Origin of the sequence: Bacillus sp. ISL-45 (genome assembly GCF_018613195.1) — a bacterium.
Classification (GTDB): domain Bacteria; phylum Bacillota; class Bacilli; order Bacillales; family Cytobacillaceae; genus Mesobacillus.
Genome location: NZ_JAGGQQ010000011.1, coordinates 73,169 through 97,558 on the forward strand (window position 1 = coordinate 73,169; position 24,390 = coordinate 97,558).

General features: G+C 42.8%; 23 protein-coding genes. 20 read left to right on the top strand and 3 right to left on the bottom strand.

Annotated features, from left to right (window positions below):
- Positions 1-2 precede the first annotated feature (2 nt).
- On the top strand, positions 3-425 hold the full coding sequence (mntR, locus tag J7E35_RS15130; protein ID WP_214736979.1) for a transcriptional regulator MntR: 423 nt from the start codon (positions 3-5) through the stop codon (positions 423-425).
- Positions 426-797: 372 nt separating this feature from the next.
- Here mntR and J7E35_RS15135 read toward each other — a convergent pair whose 3' ends face one another.
- Positions 798-1,016: a DUF3892 domain-containing protein gene (locus J7E35_RS15135; protein ID WP_214736977.1), complete on the bottom strand. Its 219-nt coding sequence runs from the start codon at positions 1,014-1,016 to the stop codon at positions 798-800.
- 122 nt (positions 1,017-1,138) lie between these two features.
- Between J7E35_RS15135 and J7E35_RS15140 the strand changes: the two genes are divergently transcribed.
- Both J7E35_RS15140 and J7E35_RS15145 read left to right on the top strand, forming a co-directional pair.
- Positions 1,139-1,822: a class I SAM-dependent methyltransferase gene (locus J7E35_RS15140; protein WP_214736975.1), complete on the top strand. Its 684-nt coding sequence runs from the start codon at positions 1,139-1,141 to the stop codon at positions 1,820-1,822.
- A 12-nt stretch (positions 1,823-1,834) separates the two neighbouring features.
- Positions 1,835-2,527 carry an AIM24 family protein gene (locus J7E35_RS15145; protein ID WP_214781077.1) on the top strand — a complete coding sequence of 231 codons (693 nt, stop codon included), beginning with the start codon at positions 1,835-1,837 and terminating at the stop codon, positions 2,525-2,527.
- Positions 2,528-2,587: 60 nt separating this feature from the next.
- On the opposite strand, the gene metA is transcribed toward J7E35_RS15145, so the two are convergent.
- The gene (metA, locus tag J7E35_RS15150) at positions 2,588-3,496 is read right to left on the bottom strand and encodes a homoserine O-acetyltransferase MetA (RefSeq protein WP_214736973.1); all 909 of its coding nucleotides are present in this window, start codon (positions 3,494-3,496) and stop codon (positions 2,588-2,590) included.
- 366 nt (positions 3,497-3,862) lie between these two features.
- Between metA and J7E35_RS15155 the strand changes: the two genes are divergently transcribed.
- The 17 genes from J7E35_RS15155 to J7E35_RS15235 all read left to right on the top strand — a co-directional run bounded on the left by J7E35_RS15155 (position 3,863) and on the right by J7E35_RS15235 (position 23,863).
- Complete coding sequence (locus tag J7E35_RS15155; protein ID WP_214781079.1) at positions 3,863-5,551, top strand: formate--tetrahydrofolate ligase; 1,689 nt, start codon at positions 3,863-3,865, stop codon at positions 5,549-5,551.
- Positions 5,552-5,703: 152 nt separating this feature from the next.
- The gene (locus J7E35_RS15160; protein WP_214736969.1) at positions 5,704-6,234 is read left to right on the top strand and encodes a hypothetical protein; all 531 of its coding nucleotides are present in this window, start codon (positions 5,704-5,706) and stop codon (positions 6,232-6,234) included.
- A gap of 227 nt (positions 6,235-6,461) precedes the next feature.
- Positions 6,462-7,310, top strand: coding sequence for a DegV family protein (locus J7E35_RS15165; RefSeq protein WP_214736967.1), 849 nt, complete (start codon positions 6,462-6,464; stop codon positions 7,308-7,310).
- A 303-nt stretch (positions 7,311-7,613) separates the two neighbouring features.
- Positions 7,614-8,258, top strand: coding sequence for an HD domain-containing protein (locus J7E35_RS15170; RefSeq protein ID WP_214781081.1), 645 nt, complete (start codon positions 7,614-7,616; stop codon positions 8,256-8,258).
- A complete protein-coding gene (locus J7E35_RS15175; RefSeq protein WP_214781084.1) occupies positions 8,255-10,138 on the top strand; it encodes an ABC-F family ATP-binding cassette domain-containing protein in 1,884 nt (627 codons plus the stop codon). The genes J7E35_RS15170 and J7E35_RS15175 overlap by 4 nt, the downstream gene beginning before the upstream one ends.
- A gap of 414 nt (positions 10,139-10,552) precedes the next feature.
- A complete protein-coding gene (locus J7E35_RS15180; protein ID WP_214781086.1) occupies positions 10,553-11,683 on the top strand; it encodes a conserved virulence factor C family protein in 1,131 nt (376 codons plus the stop codon).
- A 193-nt stretch (positions 11,684-11,876) separates the two neighbouring features.
- Positions 11,877-13,589, top strand: a complete 1,713-nt coding sequence (gene ilvD, locus J7E35_RS15185) for a dihydroxy-acid dehydratase (RefSeq protein WP_214781088.1) — start codon at positions 11,877-11,879, stop codon at positions 13,587-13,589.
- 82 nt (positions 13,590-13,671) lie between these two features.
- Positions 13,672-14,106, top strand: coding sequence for a BrxA/BrxB family bacilliredoxin (locus J7E35_RS15190; RefSeq protein WP_214781090.1), 435 nt, complete (start codon positions 13,672-13,674; stop codon positions 14,104-14,106).
- 131 nt (positions 14,107-14,237) lie between these two features.
- Positions 14,238-15,014, top strand: coding sequence for a class I SAM-dependent methyltransferase (locus J7E35_RS15195; protein ID WP_214781092.1), 777 nt, complete (start codon positions 14,238-14,240; stop codon positions 15,012-15,014).
- Positions 15,015-15,444: 430 nt separating this feature from the next.
- The gene (locus J7E35_RS15200) at positions 15,445-16,026 is read left to right on the top strand and encodes a YpjP family protein (RefSeq protein ID WP_214781094.1); all 582 of its coding nucleotides are present in this window, start codon (positions 15,445-15,447) and stop codon (positions 16,024-16,026) included.
- Between the two features lie 179 nt (positions 16,027-16,205).
- Positions 16,206-16,994, top strand: coding sequence for a TerC family protein (locus tag J7E35_RS15205; protein ID WP_214781096.1), 789 nt, complete (start codon positions 16,206-16,208; stop codon positions 16,992-16,994).
- A 563-nt stretch (positions 16,995-17,557) separates the two neighbouring features.
- Positions 17,558-19,183: a YceG family protein gene (locus tag J7E35_RS15210; protein ID WP_353050374.1), complete on the top strand. Its 1,626-nt coding sequence runs from the start codon at positions 17,558-17,560 to the stop codon at positions 19,181-19,183.
- Between the two features lie 4 nt (positions 19,184-19,187).
- Positions 19,188-20,291, top strand: coding sequence for a toxic anion resistance protein (locus tag J7E35_RS15215; RefSeq protein ID WP_214781099.1), 1,104 nt, complete (start codon positions 19,188-19,190; stop codon positions 20,289-20,291).
- 550 nt (positions 20,292-20,841) lie between these two features.
- Entirely contained in the window at positions 20,842-21,543 is a 702-nt protein-coding gene (locus J7E35_RS15220; protein WP_214781101.1) for an anthrax toxin lethal factor-related metalloendopeptidase, read from the top strand.
- A 155-nt stretch (positions 21,544-21,698) separates the two neighbouring features.
- Positions 21,699-22,493 carry a thymidylate synthase gene (locus tag J7E35_RS15225; RefSeq protein WP_214781103.1) on the top strand — a complete coding sequence of 265 codons (795 nt, stop codon included), beginning with the start codon at positions 21,699-21,701 and terminating at the stop codon, positions 22,491-22,493.
- On the top strand, positions 22,490-22,975 hold the full coding sequence (locus tag J7E35_RS15230) for a dihydrofolate reductase (RefSeq protein WP_214781105.1): 486 nt from the start codon (positions 22,490-22,492) through the stop codon (positions 22,973-22,975). Before J7E35_RS15225 ends, J7E35_RS15230 begins: the two co-directional genes overlap by 4 nt.
- Before the next feature lie 156 nt (positions 22,976-23,131).
- On the top strand, positions 23,132-23,863 hold the full coding sequence (locus tag J7E35_RS15235; protein WP_214781107.1) for a lysophospholipid acyltransferase family protein: 732 nt from the start codon (positions 23,132-23,134) through the stop codon (positions 23,861-23,863).
- A 273-nt stretch (positions 23,864-24,136) separates the two neighbouring features.
- On the opposite strand, the gene J7E35_RS15240 is transcribed toward J7E35_RS15235, so the two are convergent.
- Positions 24,137-24,358, bottom strand: coding sequence for a hypothetical protein (locus tag J7E35_RS15240; RefSeq protein WP_041966956.1), 222 nt, complete (start codon positions 24,356-24,358; stop codon positions 24,137-24,139).
- Between the last annotated feature and the right edge of the window lie 32 nt (positions 24,359-24,390).

Here is a 24,390-nt window from a genome sequence, read left to right on the forward strand (position 1 = left end):
GGATGCCAACACCTAGTATGGAAGATTATATTGAGCAAATTTTTATATTAATAGAACAAAAAGGATATGCCCGGGTAGTGGATATCGCAGAGGCATTATCGGTCCATCCCTCCTCAGTGACAAAAATGGTCCAGAAGCTTGATAAAGACCAGTTCGTGGTTTACGAGAAATATCGAGGTCTTGTGCTGACTCCAAAAGGATATAAAACCGGCAAAAGGCTGGTCGACCGTCATGAACTACTTGAGCAATTGCTGAAGGTGATTGGCGTAAAGGAAGAAAATATATATAATGATGTAGAAGGTATTGAACATCATTTAAGCTGGGATGCAATCGACAGGATTGGAGACCTTGTCCAGTTCTTTGAAGAAGATAAATCTCGTCTCCAGGAATTAAGAGCAATTCAAAAACAAAATGATGAAGAATAAAACAAACACCTGACCATTAATTCAGGTGTTCAGACTGTAGACAAGCTCACTGAAACGGAGCTTGTCTACTTTTTTGTGAGTGGTTAATTTCGGAAGTGGTAAATGCTATATCATCAATGAAATGTACCCTTCTGGAAGGTGAACTCCCTGCATATGGTTACGATAAAAGCCGAATCGTGCCCTTATAGAAGGTGAACCCCCTGCATAAGGTTACGATAAAAGCCAAATCGTGCCCTTATGGAAGACAAACTCCCTGCATAAGGTTACGATTAAAGCAGCCTACTCCTTCTTACATAAATTTATAGGTTTACTTCCGTCCTTTTCTATATATACAAACCACCTGACAATGCTGTCAGGTGGTTTATTCGTTTTTTAATAAATATCGGGAAATTGTTCAAAGCCTGTTCCATCAGCTGAGGCTAAGGAATTATTTCCATCTGCACCCTCATTGATATTTACGCCTGTAATTGTTCCTGTATTAACTTCCATCAGTGCCTTACGGTAAGAAATGATCCTTCCGCTCGATGTCTGGAAACTGATGATTTCACCAGCGTTATTTTTATGTATGGCAACCAATTGTTCTTGTTCCAATATAATCTCTCCTTTCACACCTCCTAGTCTTGCACTTTTTCTGTAAAATTAAACTTAAGAGGAATTCCCTTTTTCGTAGCGAAATAACTATTATAGTAATTAGAAACTAGGCAGGTGAGCTTATGGATACATTTGACTGGAAAATGGAATCTGAAAAACAGTGGGACAGTATGGCCCCCTCGTGGAATTCCAGGAGCAGGGGGATGTGGGAATCTGGAAGCCGAAAGGATATCGTGCCATTCATCAAGCAATTTGTTCCGGAGGGTTCCCTTATTTGTGATTTAGGCTGCGCGGATGGAACAGGTTCGGAAAAGTTGGCGGAAGCAGGATATCTGGTAACTGGAATCGATCTTTCCGAGGAGATGCTTGAAAGAGCCAGGCTGAATCCAAGGAATGAGCACTGTTTTTTCAACAAGGTAAGTCTATCGGATTGCGGAAGTCCTGATAACTATTTCGACGCGGTCATGGCAATTAATTCAATAGAATGGACGAACCATCCCAATGAAGCTTTAAGTGAAATGGCTCGCATCCTCAAACCGAATGGATATGCCTGCATAGGCATACTCGGTCCAACTGCAGGCCCAAGGACAAAGAGCTTCAGAAGATTGTATGGAGAAGAGGTAATCTGCAACACAATCATGCCATGGGAACTAGAGAGGCTCGCTATGGAAAATGGCTGGAGAAAAGCGGGTGAGTTCGGAGTTTTTAAAAAAGCAGCAGAGCAGGTGCCGCATGGTTCATTGCCAGCAGAACTGCAGCAAGCACTATCATTTATGTGGGTTTTCATGTTCCAGGTTTTAAAATAAGGAGGCATTATAATGAGTCGGTATTCAATTGAAGAGTTTGTGAACAACACAAAGCAGCAGGATAAAGGGGAAGGGCTATTTGAGCTGGAAACACCGAGAATGCTGGAAATCAATTTGAATGGCCAGGTATGGTCGAAAGCAGGAGCGATGGTTTCCTATCGCGGCCAGATCAAGTTTGAGCGCGAGGGAGTGCTTGAACATGGGATCGGCAAGATGTTTAAAAAGGCGTTAACGGGTGAAGGTGCTTCACTAATGAAGGCAAATGGAAATGGAAAGCTTTATCTTGCTGATCAGGGAAAGAAAATATCAATCTTGCATTTGCAAAACGAAGCCATTTTCGTAAACGGCAATGACCTGTTGGCATTCGAGCCTTCCATTAGCTGGGATATCAAGTTGATGCGCCGGGTCGCCGGAATGCTGTCCGGCGGATTGTTCAATGTCCGCCTCGAGGGTACGGGCATGGTAGCGATCACATCCCATTATGAACCGCTGACCCTGCTTGTCAGCCCGGATAATCCGGTTTATACAGACCCGAACGCAACAGTAGCCTGGTCTGGAAATCTCCAGCCGGAATTCGTAACAGATATTTCGTTCAAAACGTTCCTTGGCCGTGGAAGCGGCGAATCCATTCAGATGAAATTCAGTGGAGAAGGCTTCGTTGTCGTCCAGCCTTTTGAAGAAGTTTATTACGCTCCGCAAAGTTAATAGAAGAGCCGGAAATAGATCCGAAATGAAGAAAGGCATCGACTCCGTCGATGCCTTTTCTTAATCCCATTCATATGGTGTAGCCTGGTATACATAATAGTTCAGCCAATTGGAGAAGAACAAATGGGCATGTGACCTCCAGCGGTTGACCGGTTTGTTTTCAGGATTATCATTAGGGAAATAATTCTCAGGCACTTCGATTTCAATCCCTTTTTCCTTATCTCTTAAGTATTCTTCTGCGAGTGTTGCAGCTTCGTATTCAAGGTGGCCGGTAATCATGATTTTCCTGCTGTCTCTGCTGGAAATAATCAGAGCGCCGGCTTCTTCTGATGAAGCCAGCAGCTTCAAATCAGGATGATCTTGCAATGACTCTTCAGGGATATCCGTATTTCTCGAATGCGGAGCAATAAATTCATCGTCGAATCCTCTTAAGATTTTTTCGGTATGGTCAAGAACTCTATGGTTGAACACGCCTGAGCACTTTCTCTGCAGGGCATACTTTTTGATGCCAAAATGATGGTATAAAGCAGCCTGTGCTCCCCAGCATATATGCAATGTGGAAGTGACGTTCTGCTCTGTCCAGTTGAGGATGTCCTTCAGTTCGTCCCAGTAATGTACTTCCTCAAATTCCATCAACTCGATTGGTGCACCGGTGATGATCATGCCGTCATATTTCTTTTCTTTTACTTCGGTAAAGGTTTGGTAAAACTCTTCCAGATGGTATTGTGATGTATTTTTTGAATCGTATGTAGCGGTTTTTAAAAATGTTATGTTCACCTGGAGTGGTGTATTTCCAAGCAGTCTCAGCAGCTGTCTCTCTGTTTTTTCTTTTTCGGGCATGAGATTCAGGATCAATATATTCAACGGCCGGATATCCTGTTTTGCAGCTCGGCTGTCGTCCATGATAAATATATTTTCTTTTTCCAGTATTTCTTTCGCTGGCAAGTGCAGCGGGATTTTTATTGGCAAAGTATAACCTCCCCTTTGGTAAATGCTGTTTTTCGCAATCCTTGTTGCTAATCGTACATGTTCTAATAACCGTATTAGTAAAGGTATCGAGGCTCTTTTCATGGAGACTTCTGTATAATGATTGCATCTATACTCGCAAAAAACCCATGTGGCGGTTTTTACTTTTGTTTGAAAAAGTAACAAAGTTTTTGAAAAGAGCCTTAGTAAACTAAAATCAATAATTTTTATTATAGTCTGAATTCTTTCGTGGAGCAATTGGCTAAAGAGGAAATTTTATGACAAATAAATATTTTTTGTCTGATAGTATTTCTCTGATGGTAAAATATAAGTTGGTAAGCATATAGAGAATATCTGGGGGGAATGGAAATGGGAACAAATATTCAAGTTAAGTCAGATATTGAAATTGCTCGTGATAGTAAAATGAAACCAATTGTTGATATTGCAGCGAACATTGGCCTGGACGCCGATGATATTGAGCTGTTCGGAAAGTATAAGGCGAAGCTTTCGTCAGAAGCTTTGGCTAAATTAAAAACAAAAGAAAGCGGCAAGGTCGTACTTGTTACTGCGATCAATCCTACTCCTGCAGGGGAAGGGAAATCAACTGTTACAGTCGGACTTGCAGATGCGTTGAACAAGCTTGGTAAAAAAACAATGATTGCTATGCGTGAGCCTTCTTTAGGACCTACTATGGGAATCAAAGGCGGTGCAACAGGCGGAGGTTTCGCACAGGTGCTTCCGATGGAGGATATCAATCTTCACTTCACGGGTGACCTGCATGCGATTACAACAGCGAATAATGCGCTGGCTGCATTGATTGATAACCATATGCAGCAGGGAAACAACCTTAATATTGATCAGCGCAGGATAGTTTGGAAGCGGGCTCTCGACTTGAATGATCGTGCATTGAGGAAGGTTATCGTCGGACTTGGCGGGCCAATGCAGGGAGTTCCTCGTGAAGACGGCTTCGATATTACGGTTGCTTCTGAAATCATGGCTGTCCTTTGCCTTGCAAGTGACCTGAAGGATTTGAAACTGCGTCTTTCAAAAATGGTTGTTGCTTATAATTATGACAAGCAGCCTGTCACTGTGGGTGATCTAGGAGTAGAAGGGGCTTTGACGCTTTTATTGAAGGAAGCAGTCAAGCCAAATCTTGTCCAGACGATTGAACATACTCCGGCATTGATCCATGGTGGTCCATTTGCGAATATCGCACACGGGTGCAATAGTGTCATCGCCACCGAGGCTGCATCCAAGCTTGCTGATTTCGTCGTTACGGAAGCAGGGTTCGGTGCCGATCTTGGAGCAGAGAAATTCTTGAATATTAAAGCAAGAACAGCAGGAATTGATCCGTCAGCTGTTGTTATTGTAGCGACTATACGCGCACTGAAGATGCATGGCGGAATGAAGAAAACGGAATTGGTCAGAGAAGACGTGAAAGCATTAAGGGATGGATTCACGAACCTTAAAAAGCATATTGAGACGATTTCAAGCTTTGGTTTGCCATATGTTGTTGCAATCAATCGATTCATTACAGATACAGAACTAGAAACAAATACATTGAGAGAGCTGTGCGAGAATGCTGGGATCCCGGTTGCCTTGACGGAAGTTTGGGAAAAGGGCGGCGCCGGCGGAGTGGAGCTTGCGGAGAAGCTTCTTGATGTAATTGAAAAAAGTGAAAACACATTTGCCCACCTTTATGACTTGTCCGATTCACTCGAGGATAAAATCAATACGATTGCCCGTCAGGTTTATGGTGCGGATGGAGTCGAATTTTCGCCGAAAGCCAAGAAGCAGCTTGTTGACTTTGAAGGTTTTGGCTGGGGTGTGCTGCCAATCTGTATGGCCAAAACACAATATTCATTGTCTGATGATCCGCAAAAACTTGGAAGGCCAACAGGCTTCATTATTACAGTCAGGGAACTTAAGCCGTCAGTAGGTGCGGGATTTATCGTCGCATTGACTGGCGAAGTCATGACAATGCCTGGCTTGCCGAAGCTTCCGGCAGCATTGAATATGGATGTCGATGAAGAGGGCAACGCTGTTGGATTGTTCTAAGTAAAATAAAACATTTTGGTCAGTCCTGGCAGGCATAGTGTCGACGTGTGATTGTTATTTCTATCTAGCGTCTGACATAGTGCTTTACATTGGACTGACCATTTTTCATTTGGTAAAGGGCAGAATTATGACTGGTAAAAGGAGTGGAAGCTTTGTTTGATCCGACAGCTTTTGAAAACATCAAAGTCGTCATTGAAGGCGATATATATGACAGGGATTTGAGCGGGGAAATTATTGTCATTGACCGCAATGACTGGATCAATGCCGCCAAGTTGTCGCGTAAATACGAAATTTCATTCGCAAAAAAAGGATATGAACAGGGGCTCTTGTCGGCAAACATGACCATCGAGGCCGGGTTGGAGAACCTCTCTGCTGAACTATTGCAAAACGAGAATGCCAAACAGCTTGCAGGTTGTATAGTAGGTATTTCATTCAAGCTTTTACATAGAAACGAAATGAATGTTTTTAATGAAGTTCAGAAAGCACTGGTGGGGATTTGGGGAAGGGACCGGGCGATTGTGCAGACCGCCATGATCGACCCTTTGGAAAAGAAATCACTCATACAAAGTCAGGTGAAGGTTTCCTTTAATCGCCTTGTTTTCGAAGAACAGATCGACGACTTGTCAGAAATGGTCGATTATATGATAACTTCACTGGAAAAATTAAAAAAAATTATTGATTGAATAATAATTCCTGTCTTTAAGGCAGGAATTTCTGTATTGTTTTCAGAATAATCTATTAACAAAGGGGTTCTCTATAATTCTGCTATTGGTGGAAGCACCCATTGTTAGGACAAGCATATCAGCCCTTTTAAGGTTAGGATTCTCTGTACGATTGATACAGGGGAATGGGTTGGCATCTGCAAACCATAATACTATTAAAATGAAAAAATGAAATAGGGGGAGTTTATTTGAAAAAAATCGCCTGGGTTACTGACAGTACAGCCTACCTGGATGAGGAGTTGAAAAATCATCCTGATGTATATCAAGTACCGATGACTATTGTATTGGATGATGTTGAGTACCTTGATGGAAAAGATCTGACTGCAGAAGAACTATATAAAAAATTAAAGACCGTGAAAACGGCGCCGAAAACCTCGCAGCCGCCTGTTGGTGTCTTTATGGAACTATATGAGAAGCTTGAGAAAGACTATGATCTCGTCTTTTCTGTCCTGATCTCATCCAAGCTGAGCGGGACAGTCGCCTCAAGTTTACAGGCTGCCCAAGCCGTCAATATTCCTGTCATAACCTTTGATTCTAAAGTTCTCACATATCCATTAACATCCCAATTGAAAAAAGGAATTGCGTTGGCTGAACAGGGGGCAACAATCGAGGAAATCAAAGAGAAGCTGGAAACCATTCGGGAGTCCAATGAAACCTATGTGATGATAGGAAGCCTGGAACAGCTTCACCGAAGCGGCCGTATGTCGGGGATGCAATTCTATCTTGGAAGCATGCTGAATATCAAACCAATCATCAGTATTGAAGATGGCGCATTGAATACCAAGGAAAAGGTCCGCAGCGATAAAAAGGCACGCGAGAAAATATTTGATTATTTGACCCAGTCTAACGAGAAATACGGAATTAAGGAAGTGTACATTCTCTATGGCCTTCATAAGGAGGTTGCTGATGAATGGCAACGAGAGCTGGAGGCAATATTTCCTGAGATCACTTTCCTCAGCTGTCCGATTGGAGCCGTGATCGGCGTCCATGCAGGTGAACATACAATCGGAATCAGCTGGAATAACGCAGATGCATAAGTGCCAAATTGGCACTTTTTTTTTTACTTAAACAACTACTCCGATGCAATCAAAACAGGGTAGGAAGGCTCTATCGGACAAATGGATGGAGGAAATCATGAAAAGTGTCCGATAGGCAGGCTCTATCTGACAAACATAGGCGGAAACGGGAAGATATCCTATAAATGTTTCTAAAGGTCAACAGGGGACAATAAAAGGACTAACATTCCAACCAAGAAAGATTTGTCGAATTCCCAATTAACCCAGCCGCCATAAACCAATTTCTATGGTAAAATGAGTTCGGTAGGAAAGTAGGTGCAGGATATGAGAGATAAATTAGCAATGGCAGTGGAGTTTGTCAAAGCTGAACTTGGCAAGGATTCTTCCGGGCATGATTGGCACCATATTGACAGGGTCAGGAAGAATGCCCGACTTATATGGAGCAAAGAACAGCAGGGTGACTGGTTCATCATAGAAATGGCCGCCTTGCTCCACGACATTCCAGATGATAAATTGAATGAATCAGAAGAAGCCGGATGGATGAAACTTGATTCATTTTTACAAAGCATACAATTAGATAGTGAAACCTCATCAAGAATAAAGAGTTGTATTGAAACAGTTTCCTATAAAGGCGGCAGGGTGATCGAGCTTAATAGTATTGAAGCGAAGATTGTCCAGGATGCCGACCGCCTTGATGCCCTTGGTGCGATCGGGATTGCAAGGACATTTGCCTTTGGCGGTAAAAAAGGCCACCCGATCTACGAGCCTGACCTGGATGTCAGGGGGGAAATGACGTTTGAGGAATACAGGAATGGCACCAGTTCTTCGGTCAATCATTTTTATGAGAAGCTTTTAAAGCTTAAAGATAAAATGAATACTGTTCATGCGAAACAACTTGCAGAGGAAAGACATAGTTTCATGGAAACTTTCCTTGAACAATTTTACAGTGAATGGAATGGTAAGGCATGAAAATGATCACGATTGAAAACGTGACGAAAACATACGGAGAAAAAGAGCTTTTCAATGGGATTTCATTTACGATTGGCGAGCGTGAAAGAGTAGGCCTGATTGGTGTGAATGGAACAGGCAAGTCTTCTTTACTCCGGATTGTGGCTGGGATCGACCAGCCGGATCTTGGAGATTTAATCTTTGCAAAAGACTATAAAATCTCATTTTTATCCCAACAGCCTGAAATGGAACATGATAAAACAGTACTTGATCAGGTTTTCAGCGGGGAGGCGCCAATCCTGAAGCTGATGAGGGACTATGAGATTATTTTATCTGAATTAAGCAGAAAACCTGATGATTCAGGGCTTCAGGAAAGATTTTATGAGTTGCAGCGGAGAATGGATAGTTCAGATGGCTGGGATGCCAATACTGCCGCAAAATCCATTCTCATGCAGCTTGGGATTTCTGACTTCACCAAAAAAATGGGGGAGCTTTCAGGTGGGCAGAAGAAGCGTGTCGCACTCGCTCAGGTTTTGATTGAAGCTCCAGACTTGCTGATTCTGGATGAGCCGACAAACCATCTTGATTACGAGACGGTAAAATGGCTTGAAGACTATCTTTCCAGATACTCGGGATCGCTTCTGCTCGTCACCCATGATCGCTATTTCCTTGATAGAGTCACGAATAGGATTTTTGAACTTGACGGAGGGAATCTGTACAGCTATAAAGGCAACTATGCCAGCTTCCTCGAAGCCAAGGCGATCCGCGAGGAAAACGAAGCGGCAACACTTGAAAAGAAGAAGAACTTGTTTAGACAGGAACTCGAGTGGATCAGGCGCGGAGCAAAGGCGAGGACAACTAAACAGAAGGCCCGCATACAGCGCTTTGACAAACTGGATGATGAAGTCTCTAATGTTAAGTCCTCCGAGAAACTCGATATCTCTTTAAGTGGCAGCAGGCTGGGCAAACAGGTGCTTGAACTGAAGGATACAACCAAAAAATATGAAGATAAAGTAATACTCGACAACTTCAATCTGCTTGTGAAACCTGGAGACAGACTGGGAATCATCGGCCGGAACGGGACAGGCAAATCAACTTTGCTGAATATACTCGCAGGCAGGATTAAGCTTGATGATGGTGAAATCATTACCGGACAAACCGTAAAGATCGTTTACTATACTCAAGAAAACGAAGATTTGGACGAAAATAAGCGGGTAATAGAATACCTGAAAGAGACCGCGGAAATAGTCCATACGACTGACGGCAAGACCATTTCCGCTGCACAAATGCTAGAGAGATTCCTGTTTCCGCCTTATGCACATGGAACTCCTATCAGAAAGCTTTCCGGTGGCGAAAAACGCAGACTATACCTGTTAAAACTGTTAATGGAAGAACCAAATGTCCTGCTCCTTGATGAGCCGACAAATGATTTGGATACACAGACATTAACAGTACTGGAAGATTATCTGGAAGAATTCCCGGGTGTCGTCATTACGGTATCCCATGATCGTTATTTCCTTGATAAGGTCGTAGATTTGCTGCTTGTACTGGAAGGAAATGGGCAGACAGATCTGCATTACGGCAACTACTCCGAATACCTTGAAAAGAAACCGAAACCAGAAGCAGCTACTTCGGTACCGAAGAAGGAACGAGTAGACCAGACAGAAAAGCCTAAGAAAAAGAAACTATCCTTCAAAGAGCAAAAAGAATGGGCAGAAATTGAGGATAATATTGCAGGTACAGAAACGCGCCTTGAAGAGGTCCAGGCAGAAATGGCCAATATCGGGAGTGATTTTGAAAAGGGCCAGGCCCTGGTAAATGAAGAGAAAGAATTGAATGAGCAATTAGAGTATCTAATTGAAAGATGGAGCTATTTATCCGAGCTCGCAGAAAACGAATAAGGCCCGGGAAACCAGGTCTTATTTTTTCTGTCTTAAACTTATATGAAGTCATAGCACCTTCAGACAGGTTCAGCGGGAAAAGAGGAAAAGCTGTCACAAGTCCGGACAGGTTCAGAAAAAAAAGGTGAAGCTGTCTGAACCAAGGACGGCTTAGGTCAGAAGGGCTCCGAAATGCTATCTATCCTTCATTATGTTAAAATGGCTTCATCCTGAAGGATGTTGTCGCATTGATTGTTGCTTTTCGTACATGTTCTAAAACACATTAAAAAGGTGTCGGGGCTCTTTTCGAGAAGATTTCTGGATGAAGATTGCTTTAGTTCTCGTAAAAACCCAGGTGCCGGTTTTTACTTTTGGTTAAGAAAGCAACAAAGTTTGCGAAAAGAGCCTTCCTGAAAAATATAAAGGGGTGGGAATGTGAAAATTGTATCAATAGAACCAACGCCGAGCCCGAATACGATGAAGATCAATCTGGATGAAGAACTTCCTATGGGCAAGAGCACTAACTATAAAAAGGATTCAGCGGCCGGGGCACCGGAAGTCGTATTGAACATATTGGATATTGAAGGGGTAAAAGGGGTTTATCATGTTGCAGATTTCCTGGCAGTCGAAAGAAATGCCAAGTATGACTGGAAGGTAATTCTTCCTGAGGTCAGGAAAGCGTTCGGAGAAGATGCAGAGGAATCAGGGGACGATGAACCTGAAATCAATGAGCATTTTGGGGAAGTAAAAGTCCTTGTGCAAGTATATAAGGGGATTCCCATGCAGGTAAAGCTTACTGACGGCACTGAAGAGAAGCGGTATGGACTGCCAGAAACTTTCGTGAAAAAAGTAGGGGAGGTACAATCTCCGGAGGATAACGTTGTCATGGTCCGCAGGTGGAAAGAACTCGGAGTACGGTACGGAGAATTCGATCAGGTAGGAAATGATGTTGTGGAAGAGCTTTTAGCGGCATATCCTCCTGAGAGGCTGGAGGAGCTTGTAAAGCTGGCTAAAAATCCCGGTCAGGAAGCTCAGTTAAGAGCGGCAAAGAAAAAAATCAGGATAACAGAAGCGGATTTGGAAAATCAGGATTGGCGGATAAGATACCAGCTTCTTGAGCAAATGGAAGATCCGACAATAGACGATCTGCCGGTGCTTGAAAAAGCTTTACAGGATGATAAAGCATCCATACGCCGGTTGGCCACCGTATACTTAGGAATGATTGAGGACAAAAAGGTGCTGCCTTTGCTGTACAAAGCCTTAAACGACAAAACCGTTACCGTTCGCAGGACAGCGGGTGACTGCTTATCAGACCTTGGTTTCCCGGAAGCGATGGACGAAATGATGGAAGCACTCAAGGACCCAAGTAAGCTTGTCCGCTGGCGAGCAGCGATGTTCCTTTATGAAGTTGGAAATGAAAGCGCATTGCCATCTTTAAAAGGTGCTGAAGATGACCCGGAATTTGAAGTAAGCATGCAGGTGAAACTGGCAATTGCCCGTATCGAGCTTGGCGAGGAAGCAAAAGGCTCAGTCTGGAAACAGATGACGGAAGCCAGGAAACAATAAAAGATTATCAAGACACCCAGGATGTTCATCTTTACGTCCGGGGTGTCTTTTTTCTATGGAAAAATGAATTTCACTCTGTAATGAGAAAATGTATCCGCTTACTTATTTTTAATAATTAAAATATTTAGATTATTATTGCAAATGTTCCGAAAAAGCGGTATCGTAGTGAATAAAAAATTGGGAGGGACATACTTTGAAAAAAGATTTAAGAATAAAGAGCCATGTGTTTAGTGATGATGCCAGAAAGGCGCCGAACAGGGCTATGCTTCGGGCGGTAGGATTCGGTGACGAGGATTTCAAGAAGCCGATGATCGGAATAGCGAGTACCTGGAGCGAGGTTACTCCTTGTAATATACATATTGATAAGCTGGCTGTGAAAGCAAAAGAGGGTGCAAGGGCGGCAGGTGGGGCGCCGCTGATTTTCAACACGATCACTGTATCAGATGGAATTTCAATGGGGACAGACGGCATGCGCTATTCGCTCCCAAGTCGTGACTTAATTGCTGACTCGATCGAAACAGTGGTCCAGGGAGAGAGCCTGGATGGTTTCGTCGCAATAGGCGGCTGTGATAAAAATATGCCTGGCTGCATGATGGCTATTGCCAGAATGGACCTTCCTTCTGTTTTTGTTTATGGAGGCACGATCAAGCCAGGCAAGCTTGATGATCGGGACATTGACATAGTGTCTGCATTCGAAGGTGTTGGCCAATATAACAAGGGTGCGATCGGTGATGAACAACTTCATAAGATTGAATGTCAAGCTTGCCCGGGATCGGGTTCATGTGGAGGGATGTACACAGCGAATACAATGGCCAGCGCAATCGAGGCCCTTGGGATGAGCCTGCCGGGAAGTTCATCACATCCGGCGGAAACGGATGAAAAGCGTGAAGATTGCTATAAAGCAGGAGAAGTAGTCTATCAGATGCTGGAGCAGGATATTCGCCCAAGACAGATACTAACGAAGGAAGCCTTTGAGAATGCTATTACAGTCGTAATGGCTCTCGGGGGATCTACAAATGCCGTTCTTCATTTAATGGCAATAGCACATGCTGCTGAAGTCGACCTTACGCTGGATGATTTCAACAGGATCCAGGCAAGAGTCCCCCATCTTGCTGACTTAAAGCCAAGCGGCAAATATGTCATGCAGGACCTTTTTGAAGCTGGCGGGGTTTCGGCAGTCATGAAACTCCTCTTAAAAGAAGGGATGCTGCACGGTGATTGCCTCACAGTTACGGGAAAAACACTTGAAGAGAATCTTAAGGATTTTCCAGACTTAAAACCTGGCCAAAAAGTTATCCGGCCTGCAGCTCAGCCATTTAGAAAGGACGGCCCACTCGTTGTTTTAAAAGGAAATCTTGCACCAGACGGCGCAGTAGCGAAAGTATCCGGCTTGAAGGTGAAGGCCATGACGGGTCCGGCCAAGGTTTTTGATGATGAGGAGTCTGCATCCAAAGCCGTGATGTCTGATCAAATTGTCGCTGGAGACGTATTGGTCATCCGTTATGAGGGACCAAAAGGAGGCCCGGGCATGCCTGAGATGCTGAGCTTATCAGCGATACTTGTAGGAAAAGGCCTTGGAGAAAGTGTTGCATTGCTGACAGATGGAAGATTCTCGGGAGGAAGTCATGGACTGGTCATTGGCCATATTGCCCCTGAAGCACAGGTTGGCGGTCCGATTGCATTGATAAAAGATGGGGACATGATAACTGTTGATAGTGAACAAAGGCTGATCTCAGTTGCGTTGAACGAGGAAGAGCTGGCTGCCCGCAGGCAAACCTGGACACCGCCATCACTTCCTTCCAGAGGGGCACTTGCTAAATACGCCAGACTTGTATCTTGTTCCTCCAAAGGAGCTGTAACGGATCATTTTGAAGGAAAGACAGCTCAAGAGCCCGTACATTCCTAGTGTGAGACGTTCTTTTATTGCGTTTGGTATAAATAATATAGTATGCTAACACTGCAAACTATCGTTTGGGAGGGATTTATTTATGTCAATGGCATATGAAGAATATATGAGACAAATGGTAAAGCCGATGCGTGAAGAATTGACACGTGCGGATTTCAAAGAACTGCTTACCGCGGCTGAAGTCGAAGAATTCATGGAAAATGCAGAGGGAACAACACTTGTCGTAGTCAACTCTGTCTGTGGCTGTGCTGCCGGCCTGGCTCGTCCGTCAGCAACTCAAGCAATCTTGCGAAGCGGGAAGAAACCTGATCATCTTGTGACTGTTTTTGCTGGCCAGGACAAAGAAGCAACTGCCAAAATGCGTGAGTACTTCACAGGTCTTGAGCCATCTTCACCATCAATGGCATTGTTAAAAGGAAAAGAAGTTGTTCACTTCATTCCTCGCCATGATATCGAAGGTCAGCCGATGGAAGCAATCATGGATAACTTAACTTCTGCTTTTGATGCCCATTGCTAGGATGTGTTTATTTTCAAAAGCAGGACAATATTAAGTGAGCATACCAAACTGTATTGCTTAAAGTATTCGAAAAGGATGTCTATTGACGTCCTTTTTGTTTGTATGCAGATAGGTGTCAGGGGGTTTAGGGCATGTTTGTGACAACAGCAGGCAGGACAAATGAGAGTATGACCGCAAAAGCTAGAGCCATAGCCCTGGAGCTTAATGTGGATTTCATACCCAGGAAAAAAAGGTCAGTGTCAGGTATCCAGGAAATCGTGAAGGATGATTGCCTGGTAGTTGGCAAAGACCGTCTTGAACTTTTCCCGCTGGGAGCTGAGGAGCCTTTCTTTTTCCATCCGAATTCCGCTATGTTCCGAATCAAACGGTTAATGAAAGGGGAAAATGATCCTCTCATAGATGCAGCAAAACTGCAGGAAGGGATGAGTTTTCTTGATTGTTCGCTCGGTCTGGCTTCAGATAGTATCGTTGCGAGCTTTGTGGTAGGTGAGTCAGGATCTGTCACAGGTATTGAAGCAAGACAAGAGCTCGCATATTTGGTTAAAACTGGACTCAAAGCATGGGATTCAGGATATGAAGCCATCAATAAGTCAATGGCCAAAATAACAGTCATGCAAGATTATTCACTGGAGTTCCTCAAGTTGCAGGGAGATAAAAGCGTAGATTGTGTATATTTTGACCCAATGTTCGATGAATCGATATTAGAGTCAGATGGAATCAGGGGCCTGACTCACTTCGCTATATATGATGGACTTACACAAGAAGTTATTGATCATGCGAAACGTGTTGCCAGGAAACGAGTAGTTCTGAAAGACCATTTCCGAAGCGGGCGATTTGATGAGTATGGCTTTAATGTATACAGAAGAAAAACAGCAAAATTCCATTTCGGAGCCATAGAAAAAGAATGAGGAATCACCTCATTCTTTTTGTATGTAACGAATTCTTCCACCCATTATTGAAACAATGAGAAGCCAATATCTCTCCGTGCCAAAAAATAATGCCTTACCGTCCACCGCATTTCAATTACGACTTAATCCGCAATTGCCAAATAGACAAAATAAGCAAGCATCAAAAAGCTGGCTGCTACGACGATCCATGTCATCTCCATATTATTGACCTCCCTTTTTCACTATCAGTAATGAAGCATCTACTATTTCCTTATTACCATTTTTGAAAAATCTGAAACCCTTTGCCCAATTTTACGTATAAACAAGTTATAATATTCTTAAGCGAATTTTATATATTATCACCAATTCAGGTGAATTCTACGCATAATTTTTTTAGACAAATGCTATTTAAAGCTTAATTATTTCTTATTTACATAAGGATGTGATCCACATGCCCGCATGGCTGCTTAAATCGCTCGTTGTCATGATTTCCATTGTCACTTTTGGGATGGTGTCTCCTGCCCAGGTGAATGGGTTCCTGACAACTACAGCTGAAAGATCAGAAAAGTCAACCTCTGCCGAAACAAGTTTCATTGATTCACTTGATGTACCCGAAGATGAGGAAGCGGAGAGGGACCTGTTCATTGACAGAGCAATGAGAGAAGCCGAACAACAATCTTTCCAGAAATTCGGAACAAAAATTGGTCCTGTAATTGAAGATGAATTCAGGCAAAGTATTTTGCCAAACATTGAAATGGCGATTGAAACGGTAGCTTTCCAGTATCCTGGTGAAAAGCTGAATTCTCTCCGTATCACAGAAATGCCTGGCGGCGGTGAGTCGGAGAAGATATTCCATATCACCGGAGACAATGGCAAGGACATTATCCGTTTCCACGTAAGGAGAGACCAGCCGCCGAAGGATGGTTTCTGGTTTAACTTCCATTACCATACTTATCATGATGATTTCCAGACCCATTATGAGCTTGGAAAAATATTTTGGGCGAAGAATACTCCACCTAAGTGGAAAAGCTGAAGATAAGAATCGAAGGATTCCAAAAGCTGTGCTGATCAATAAAAATGTGAGAATCTCATTTATTTTGGCTGATTTAGGACTTAAATAAAGAAAAACGAAATAAGTTTTTATAGAGGCCCGGCTCATGCTGGGTTTTTCTATACAGCCTAAGAACCAAAAAAATGGGAGGAACATCTAGAATGGCAGACATACTGCAAGGGTTTGTTGATACTTATGTCCAGTTTTTTAATTGGGATATGTGGGTCGAGGTTTTAACTGACCCTGTCAGCTGGGGGCTGATCGGGACACTCGTCATCCTTGAAGGGCTTTTATCTGCTGATAACGCCCTAGTGCTGGCTGTGATGGTGAAACATTTGCCAGAGAAACAGAGAAAAAGAGCTTTATTCTATGGACTGCTTGGTGCATATGCGTTCAGGTTCATCGCAATTGGGATAGGTGTATATTTAATCGAGTTCTGGTGGGTTAAAGTAATTGGCGCTGGTTATTTGGCCTGGCTGGCAATCAAATACTTTATCGAAAAGAAAAAAAGTGAGAATCGGGATAGCGGGGAAGTTGCTGGAATCAATCAGAGCGGCCTTCTGATCCGGTTGTTTGGTACATTTTGGGGTACGGTTGCCGCAGTGGAATTAATGGATATTGCATTCTCTGTGGACAGCGTTCTGGCAGCTTTGGGCATCAGTGAGGAAGTATGGGTATTGCTTCTTGGCGGTATGCTGGGTGTCTTGATGATGAGAGGAGTTGCGGGAGTATTCCTTAGATTGATTGAGCGTATTCCAGAACTGGAGACGACTGCCTACATCCTGATTTTTATCATTTCCGCAAAAATGCTGGCTGGTGTTTTTGGAATCCATATAGAACATGCTTATTTCTTCATCCTGTTGCTGATCACTTTTACAGGAACCTTTGTCGTCCATTTCATGAACAAGAAAAAAGCTGAAGTAAATGAGCAGCAAAAGAATGTCCAATGATGGAACAAGGAACGGATGCAGGTCTGTTCCTTTTTTTTATTCTATATTTGAAAACAATCGAACGCGAAACCTACTTTTCGTGATACTCAGAAAGCTCTCTTGCTGCCCTCCTGACAAATAAGAATATACAGGCAAATACTACATATATGAGTAAATAGATGCCTGTGAAGTAAAGTATGGGGGAGGCTGCTGGCATGATTAAGAGGGAGAAAATAAGTGAATAAAATAATAAATCAAACAAAACGAGACCACCAGAGCTCATAGCCTGGCTGACTTTCCGCAATTCGAGCTGCAAATCTTCAACAGGCTCTCTTTTATAAATAAAGCGCATGTAAGTTCACCTTCCAGATCTAAGTATTCATCTATATGCATGGACAGGAATAAGGGTGAAATCCAGGAATTATAAACTTTCTTGAAACTTTTGTTAAACTAGTCCGTACTGCAATTACAAGCCTAAATAGACGTTTTACTATGTACGTTATGATAATGGGTATAATCAGCCAATTTTAATCATTATTTTTAGTCTATCGTCCTCAGCGGGAAGTGATTTTATGTATTCACATGTGAACCAAATAATAATACATCCATTGCCTGTTACATATGACAACTGGCTGGACCTGATAAAAACCACTGCAAGAGAGCGGCCATTTTACAAAAAAGACGGTGCTTTCACACATATCGGCCAGGTCACTGCCAAGTTCATCGGCATTCCTCATGATGAAGATGAGTATTATAACCAATTGTATGACTATGTTCACTCGAACGGGCTGATGTTATTAAGCGAATCTTCACTAAATCATTCACTTGATCACTTTCGATTTAAATCAATCGAAAAAATAAGCAAATTTAGCGGAGAACAAACTTTACCAATAAAACGCTTTGTGGCACTCATAGACCAAGAAAATTTACTGCCATCCTTTGATAACTTCATGATCAATAGACAAATAAGGGATGCTGCTGTTAAAATGACCGAACTGTATTTAAGAACTGAAAAAGGCGACCTTGAGAGCCAGGAGTTCATTTCAATTCTTAATGATGTCATAGCATGGTTCTTTTACAATTTGAATCACCATCTAAAGAAAGCTAATCCCGAAGGTGATATGCCTGCATTCCTCTGGTATGGAAACTACAGGAAAAGTCATCAGTACCTGTTATACTTTTTGATACAACTTGGGTGCGATTTGGTTACCTTCACACCGGCGGGAAATGATGTATTAGCGATCACGGGGCCGGATAGGCTGAAAGCCTTTGTCCATATTTTCCCGGAGACAGGTATTCCAAAGCCGTTTCCAATGGAAAAGAGTAAGCAAACCTCGACGATAGCATACCGGGCATCAAAGGACATTGAAAAACTCCTAAACTACGATGGAACGATTTTTTATAAACCATGGCAGTTAAGAGAATACGTACCTGATGCCGTTACCCTGAAGACAACGTATGATGAATTGTTTTTAGTTGCCAGGGAAAAGGCGATGATCAGGCCATATTTTGAAGTGAAAAACAAAAGAGTTAAGGTTCCTGCCTTGTTTGCAAAAATTAATGGCGTCTCCAGTAATCGCCGTGAATATTGGAACCGCCTCCATAGATTGATTTTTCAGGAAAATACCTATCTCGTTAAAAGTCTTCCGTTTTTTAAGGGTGCAAACAATGATTTCCGATTCCATTATCAAAAGTCCCTGGACAATGACGGTTTGCTCAATCCGGAAAAGATGACAGGGGCCCGATACTGGAAGTACAGCCACCTGCCTTCAGGTCTTCAAAAGGGTCTTGCTTCTGCAATCAGGAATATATGTGCAAACCCAAAACTGAAGCCGCGGAATAGTGAGAAAGAGGATGATGTCAAGGTCTATTTGTTTAACCAGTCAATGCAGATACCGCCATTCATTTTAAAAATGCTGCAGAAATACGATTACTCCCAGAATGTGCCTAAGCTGATCATTTTTAACAACCAACTCAATGGATCGCTGACCAGGCAAGATGCTGCCCTCCTGTTGTTATTAAATCAATTTGGTATTGATTTAGTGGTTTATAACCCGGCTGGTCAAAGTGATATAGAAAATTACATCGACGATAGCGAATTTGTATCCCACTGGCTTGATGATGTTGTTTTTGAACAAGAGATAAAGGAACCTTCCGCTATAAAAAAAGTAATCTTTCAAGGCATTTTAAAAATCCTAAGGAGAGATTAAGCTGATGAATCCTAATCACGACCGGAATGTGAGCCCGTTAATGGACAATTCGAAGGGACTGTTGAGTGAAGAGGCGGTTAACGATATACAGTTGGCGATGAGAAATGAACCCGAGGTGCAGAAGCTGGCACGGAGCATTGATGAACATGATATCATCCAAATTCTTGAATACGGGAAGGAGCCAGCTGTTGAGATCTCCCGTTTTTCGGATCAAATCCTTGCTGTAATGCGGACGAACAATGTAAAGCAATTTGGACAATTACTTTTGCAGCTGGGCAGGGTTATGGAACGTTTTGACATAAATGATTTTGAAAAAAACTCTGGAGGACTGATCAGCAAGCTATTCAAGAAACGGGAAAAGATGCTTGATAGGCTGTATAGCAAATACCAGTCGATAGGAATAGAAATGGAACAGATCTATGTGAAAATTTCTGAATACCAGAGTGAGATGGCAGAAACAGCGACTATGCTAGAACGACTGTATGAACAGAACATCCAATATTACCTGCTGCTTGAAAAATATGTGGCAGCTGCAGAGCTGAAGCTGAATGAATTGAAAACAAACAAGCTTCCGCAGCTTGAACAAAATGCTTTGAATGGTGATCAAATATTTTCGTTGGAACTAGATTCCTTGCGCAATGCGATTGAGCTCCTGGAACACAGAATATTTGACCTTGGAATGGCAAGAATCATCGCTCTGCAGACTGCACCGCAATTAAGGCTGCTTCAAGGTGGGAATGCGAAGCTCATTGGCAAAATCAATTCGGCATTTATAACCACCATTCCAATTTTTAAAAAAGGGCTGATTCAGGCGGTAGCAGCAAAAAGGCAAAAACTAGCGGCTGAATCAATGAAAGAGCTCGACCGGCGCACGAATGAAATGATGGTTCATAATGCCCGGAACATTGCCGGTCAAAGTATTGAGGTTGCCCGTTTATCGGGTTCACCTGGGATCAAGATTGAGACGATACAGGAATGCTTCAACATTATTCTGAAGGGAATGCAGGAAACAAAGACAATCGAAGAAGAAAATAGGCGTCTCCGTGAAGAAGGGGAACAGCGCTTAAAAGAGTTACAGAAAAACTTTAAGAATAGTAAGCAGAAATAATTGCTTCAAAGCCTGATTGACTCATCCGAACTGTTTTGGATGAGTTTTTTTGTGGTTAAGGAATTTATAAAAGTTATTGAGTTGTGGATAACTCTCTGAAGTTTTCTTAATCCAGCTCCAGCGCCTAGCCCCTCGAGTCGCTTGTCTAGCTGCGGCTCCTAACTCCTCGAGACGCTTCGTTCCTGCCAATGAAGTCAAAGAACGACTTCACTGTCAGGCCCTCCGAGGCATACGATGTGCTAGACCCGCCAGCCACAGGATAAGGAAAGCTTCGAAGCGAATCATCGCACGACCGAAAGCGGTAGCTTTTGGGAGGACGTGGCGTCATAGGCGGGCAGCGCTTGTCGGGGCTTAACGAGGCGCTTGCGCTTTTTGTTCTGTGCCGATCATCATGAAATTCGACAGTACCTTCCTGAAATTCTCAGCCAGCAGGCAAGCGATCATATGTTATAATTTTTAGTAGATTACTATAAGGAAATTCCCTCGTAAAAATCAACTCGCCAACTCAATTTACATCTTCGGAAAAACACTTCAGGAAAGGGGATAATAAATGCGAAAGGTTTATCAAATATTCGTTGTTATCATACTTTCCTTTACAATGCTCGGCAGCTCCAATGCTAATATGGACGGCATTTTTCTATATGAATATCCTAAACAATCCCTGCTCTATGAATCACTCCAGCCTGATGACGCAAGGCTTGCTGGTAAATTGATTGTTCTGCCGGAAAAGGATTTTGACCAGGCAGAAGCTGCTATGATCATAAAAAGACTTACGAGCATTCCGGAAAGCATGATTCAAAAAGCTGTAGACACCAATATTAAAGTGAAGTTATTTGAAGGAAGTTTGACAGATAATCCAACAGCAAGCCATTTGAAGGGGATTGTTCCCAGAGGATATACAACTGAAAAGACATGGGATCAGGTACCCGGGATTGGCGGATCAAGAACCGTTCTTGTGAAAATTGGCAGCAGTGAAAAGGGAAAGGGTCACGGTTCTGTCAATCTTGAGCTGCATGAATTTGCGCACTCACTTGACCGCCATGTTTATGACGGAATCAGGCACGAGGAAAGGTTCCAGGAAATCTGGAAGCGTGAAAGCCGTCTGCTTTTCCCTGGCCGTGCCTATTTCCTTGATTACCCTGAGGAATACTTTGCTGAAAGCTTTGCAATGTTCTATATTGGCGGACTGCCGGCCAAACTCCTTAAGGAGGCCGCGCCGCAAACATATCAATATATCGAAGGCCTCAAATAGGCCTTTTTCCTATTTATTGCATTTAGGCAGGAAATATGGAATCACACAGCAAAGTAATAAGAGAATTCAAAATAAGGGTATATCCTTCCACCATTGTTGATTAATTTGCTAAAATAAGAAAAAGAAATTGAACGATTTGAAGGGCAGGGAGATTCATGAAACAATATCTAGAACTTTGCGAACATGTATTGAAGACTGGGGTAGAAAAAGAAGACCGTACAGGAACTGGAACAATCAGTACTTTCGGCTACCAAATGCGCTTTAACCTCCAGGAGGGATTTCCGCTGCTCACCACAAAGAAACTCCACTTGAGATCAATCATCCATGAACTTTTATGGTTCCTGAATGGCGATACGAACGTGAAATACCTTCAGGAAAATGGAGTGCGTATATGGAATGAATGGGCAGATGAAAAAGGGGAGCTTGGACCGGTCTATGGCAGTCAGTGGAGATCATGGACAGGTGCGGATGGAGAAACTGTAGACCAGATTACGGAATTGATCCATACCATAAAAACCAATCCTGATTCGAGAAGAATGATTGTCAATGCTTGGAATGTGGCTGAAATCGATAAAATGGCCCTTCCGCCTTGCCATTGCATGTTTCAGTTTTACGTCGCTGATGGCAAGCTTTCCTGCCAGCTGTATCAGAGGTCGGCAGATGTATTCCTTGGCGTGCCATTCAACATCGCTTCCTATGCCTTGCTGACATTGATGGTCGCTCATGTCTGCGACCTTGAGCCTGGCGAGTTCGTCCATACTTTTGGGGATACTCATATATACATGAACCACTTGGAGCAGGTTAAACTGCAGCTCACACGGGATCCCAAGCCATTGCCGCAGATGAAAATTAACCCTGAAGTCAAGTCAATATTTGATTTTAAATACGAAGATTTCGAGCTGGTCAACTATGAGGCACACCCACATATCAAAGGGGTGGTCAGTGTATGATATCGCTAATTTGGGCAATGGATGAAAATCGGGTCATCGGATACCATAATCAGCTCCCATGGAGGCTCCCGGAAGACTTAAAGTTTTTCAAGCGTGTAACGATGGGGCACCCAATCATGATGGGAAGAAAAACTTTCGAGTCAATTGGCAAGCCACTTCCTGGGAGAGAAAATATCATCATAACCCGTGATGAAAGCTACCAGAAGGATGGCTGCACAGTCATGAACTCCATTCAAGATTTCATGGCTTATGCAAAGGGAAAAGAAGAAGAGATTTTCGTCATTGGCGGCGCAGAGATTTTTAAGGAAGTTTTGCCAGATGCGGACAAGCTGTACTTAACCATGATCCATCATCAGTTTGAAGGAGACACCTTTTTTCCGGTTTTTGACATCGAAAAGTGGGAGCTAGAATCAAGGGAAATCGGAACGAAGGATGAAAATAATCCCTACGATTATGAGTTTCTGATTTATAAGCGTAAGTAAGAAATACAGTCACTTTAACAGAAGCTTTGTTAGTATACAGAAGGAGGTGGAATGAGAACATTCCACCTCCTTTATCTATATTTCTGCACAAATTACATATAGTCTCAAAACATTAAATCCAGTATAATGACAACAGAATAACCTTAGGAGGAAACAATGCTTCGATTAATTGCGTGTTTTTTGTATATGGGTGGTTATCTTGTTTACACCATACCCAGGCTTTCACGATTAAAGAGATTGCCGGAAGATTTGAAACCAGAAGTTAAAAAGCACCTGATTCATCAGACGCCAAAAAAATGGTCTAAAACATTCATGGCACTTACAGGATCAGAGGTGGAGGTAATTGGACTTCATCATATACCTGAAGGACCAGTGTTATTTGCCAGTAACCATGAAGGCAATTTCGACATACCCGTTCTTATTGGGTCCATTGAAAAACCTTTTGGCTTCATTTCGAAAATTGAAGTGAAGAAGGTCCCGGTTTTATCCTCCTGGATGGAAGCGATTGAATGTGTCTTTATTGACAGAAAAAATCGTGAAAAAGCGGCTGGCTCCATTATGTCAGGGGTGGACCTTTTGAAGAAAGGGAATTCATTGGTGATTTTTCCAGAAGGAACGAGAAGCAAGGGTGGCCCTGTAGGTCTTTTTAAAGCAGGAGGCTTCCGTCTTGCCAAAGATTCCGGGGTTCCGATCGTGCCGGTCTCAATCCAGGGCACCGCTGATGTATTTGAAAAAAACGGACGCTTTGTCAAACCTGCAAAAATAAAAGTGATTATTAGTCCACCGGTTTACAGCCGGCAATATAAGGATAAAGAGCTGATTTCTCTTGCTGAAGAAATAAGGGATATAATCATCCAATCCCGTAATGCAAAACGGATTGCCTCATAATCAGCCTTTAAGGCTTTTTTCTCAAACTTTATGCTATTGAATTTAATATTGGATTGAACTACGTTTATTTCTTCGTAAAGTGGGCGCTTTTTATGAGAAAAGAGCATGCAAACTTAATACCGACCTCAAAATGGTATATATTACGTTAGAATCAGCTTTAGGATTTTAACAACAATCTTTTCGAAAACAGCCTTCATTTAAATGTCAGCAGCCCCTGCTCTTTATCGCAGGGGCTGCTTTTATTGAAAATGGCTGGATGATGTTATGGAGTTCTTATTCGAATTGTGCCAGGCTTTTCATCATTTGTGTGAATTCTGCAGGTATGCAAAAATCATCTGGTTTAAAATTGTCGCGAATCCACTTTACCATTTCCAGCGGACTATTGAAGTACTCTCCGCTTGTATCACTTTTGCGAATCATGTAGCGCCCGTTGTCCTCATCAAGTGTAACCTCTACCGGTAAAGCTCCGTCATAACTGTTTAATGAAAATTCCATTTCATTCCCTCCAGCGTATTTTCGTTATTATA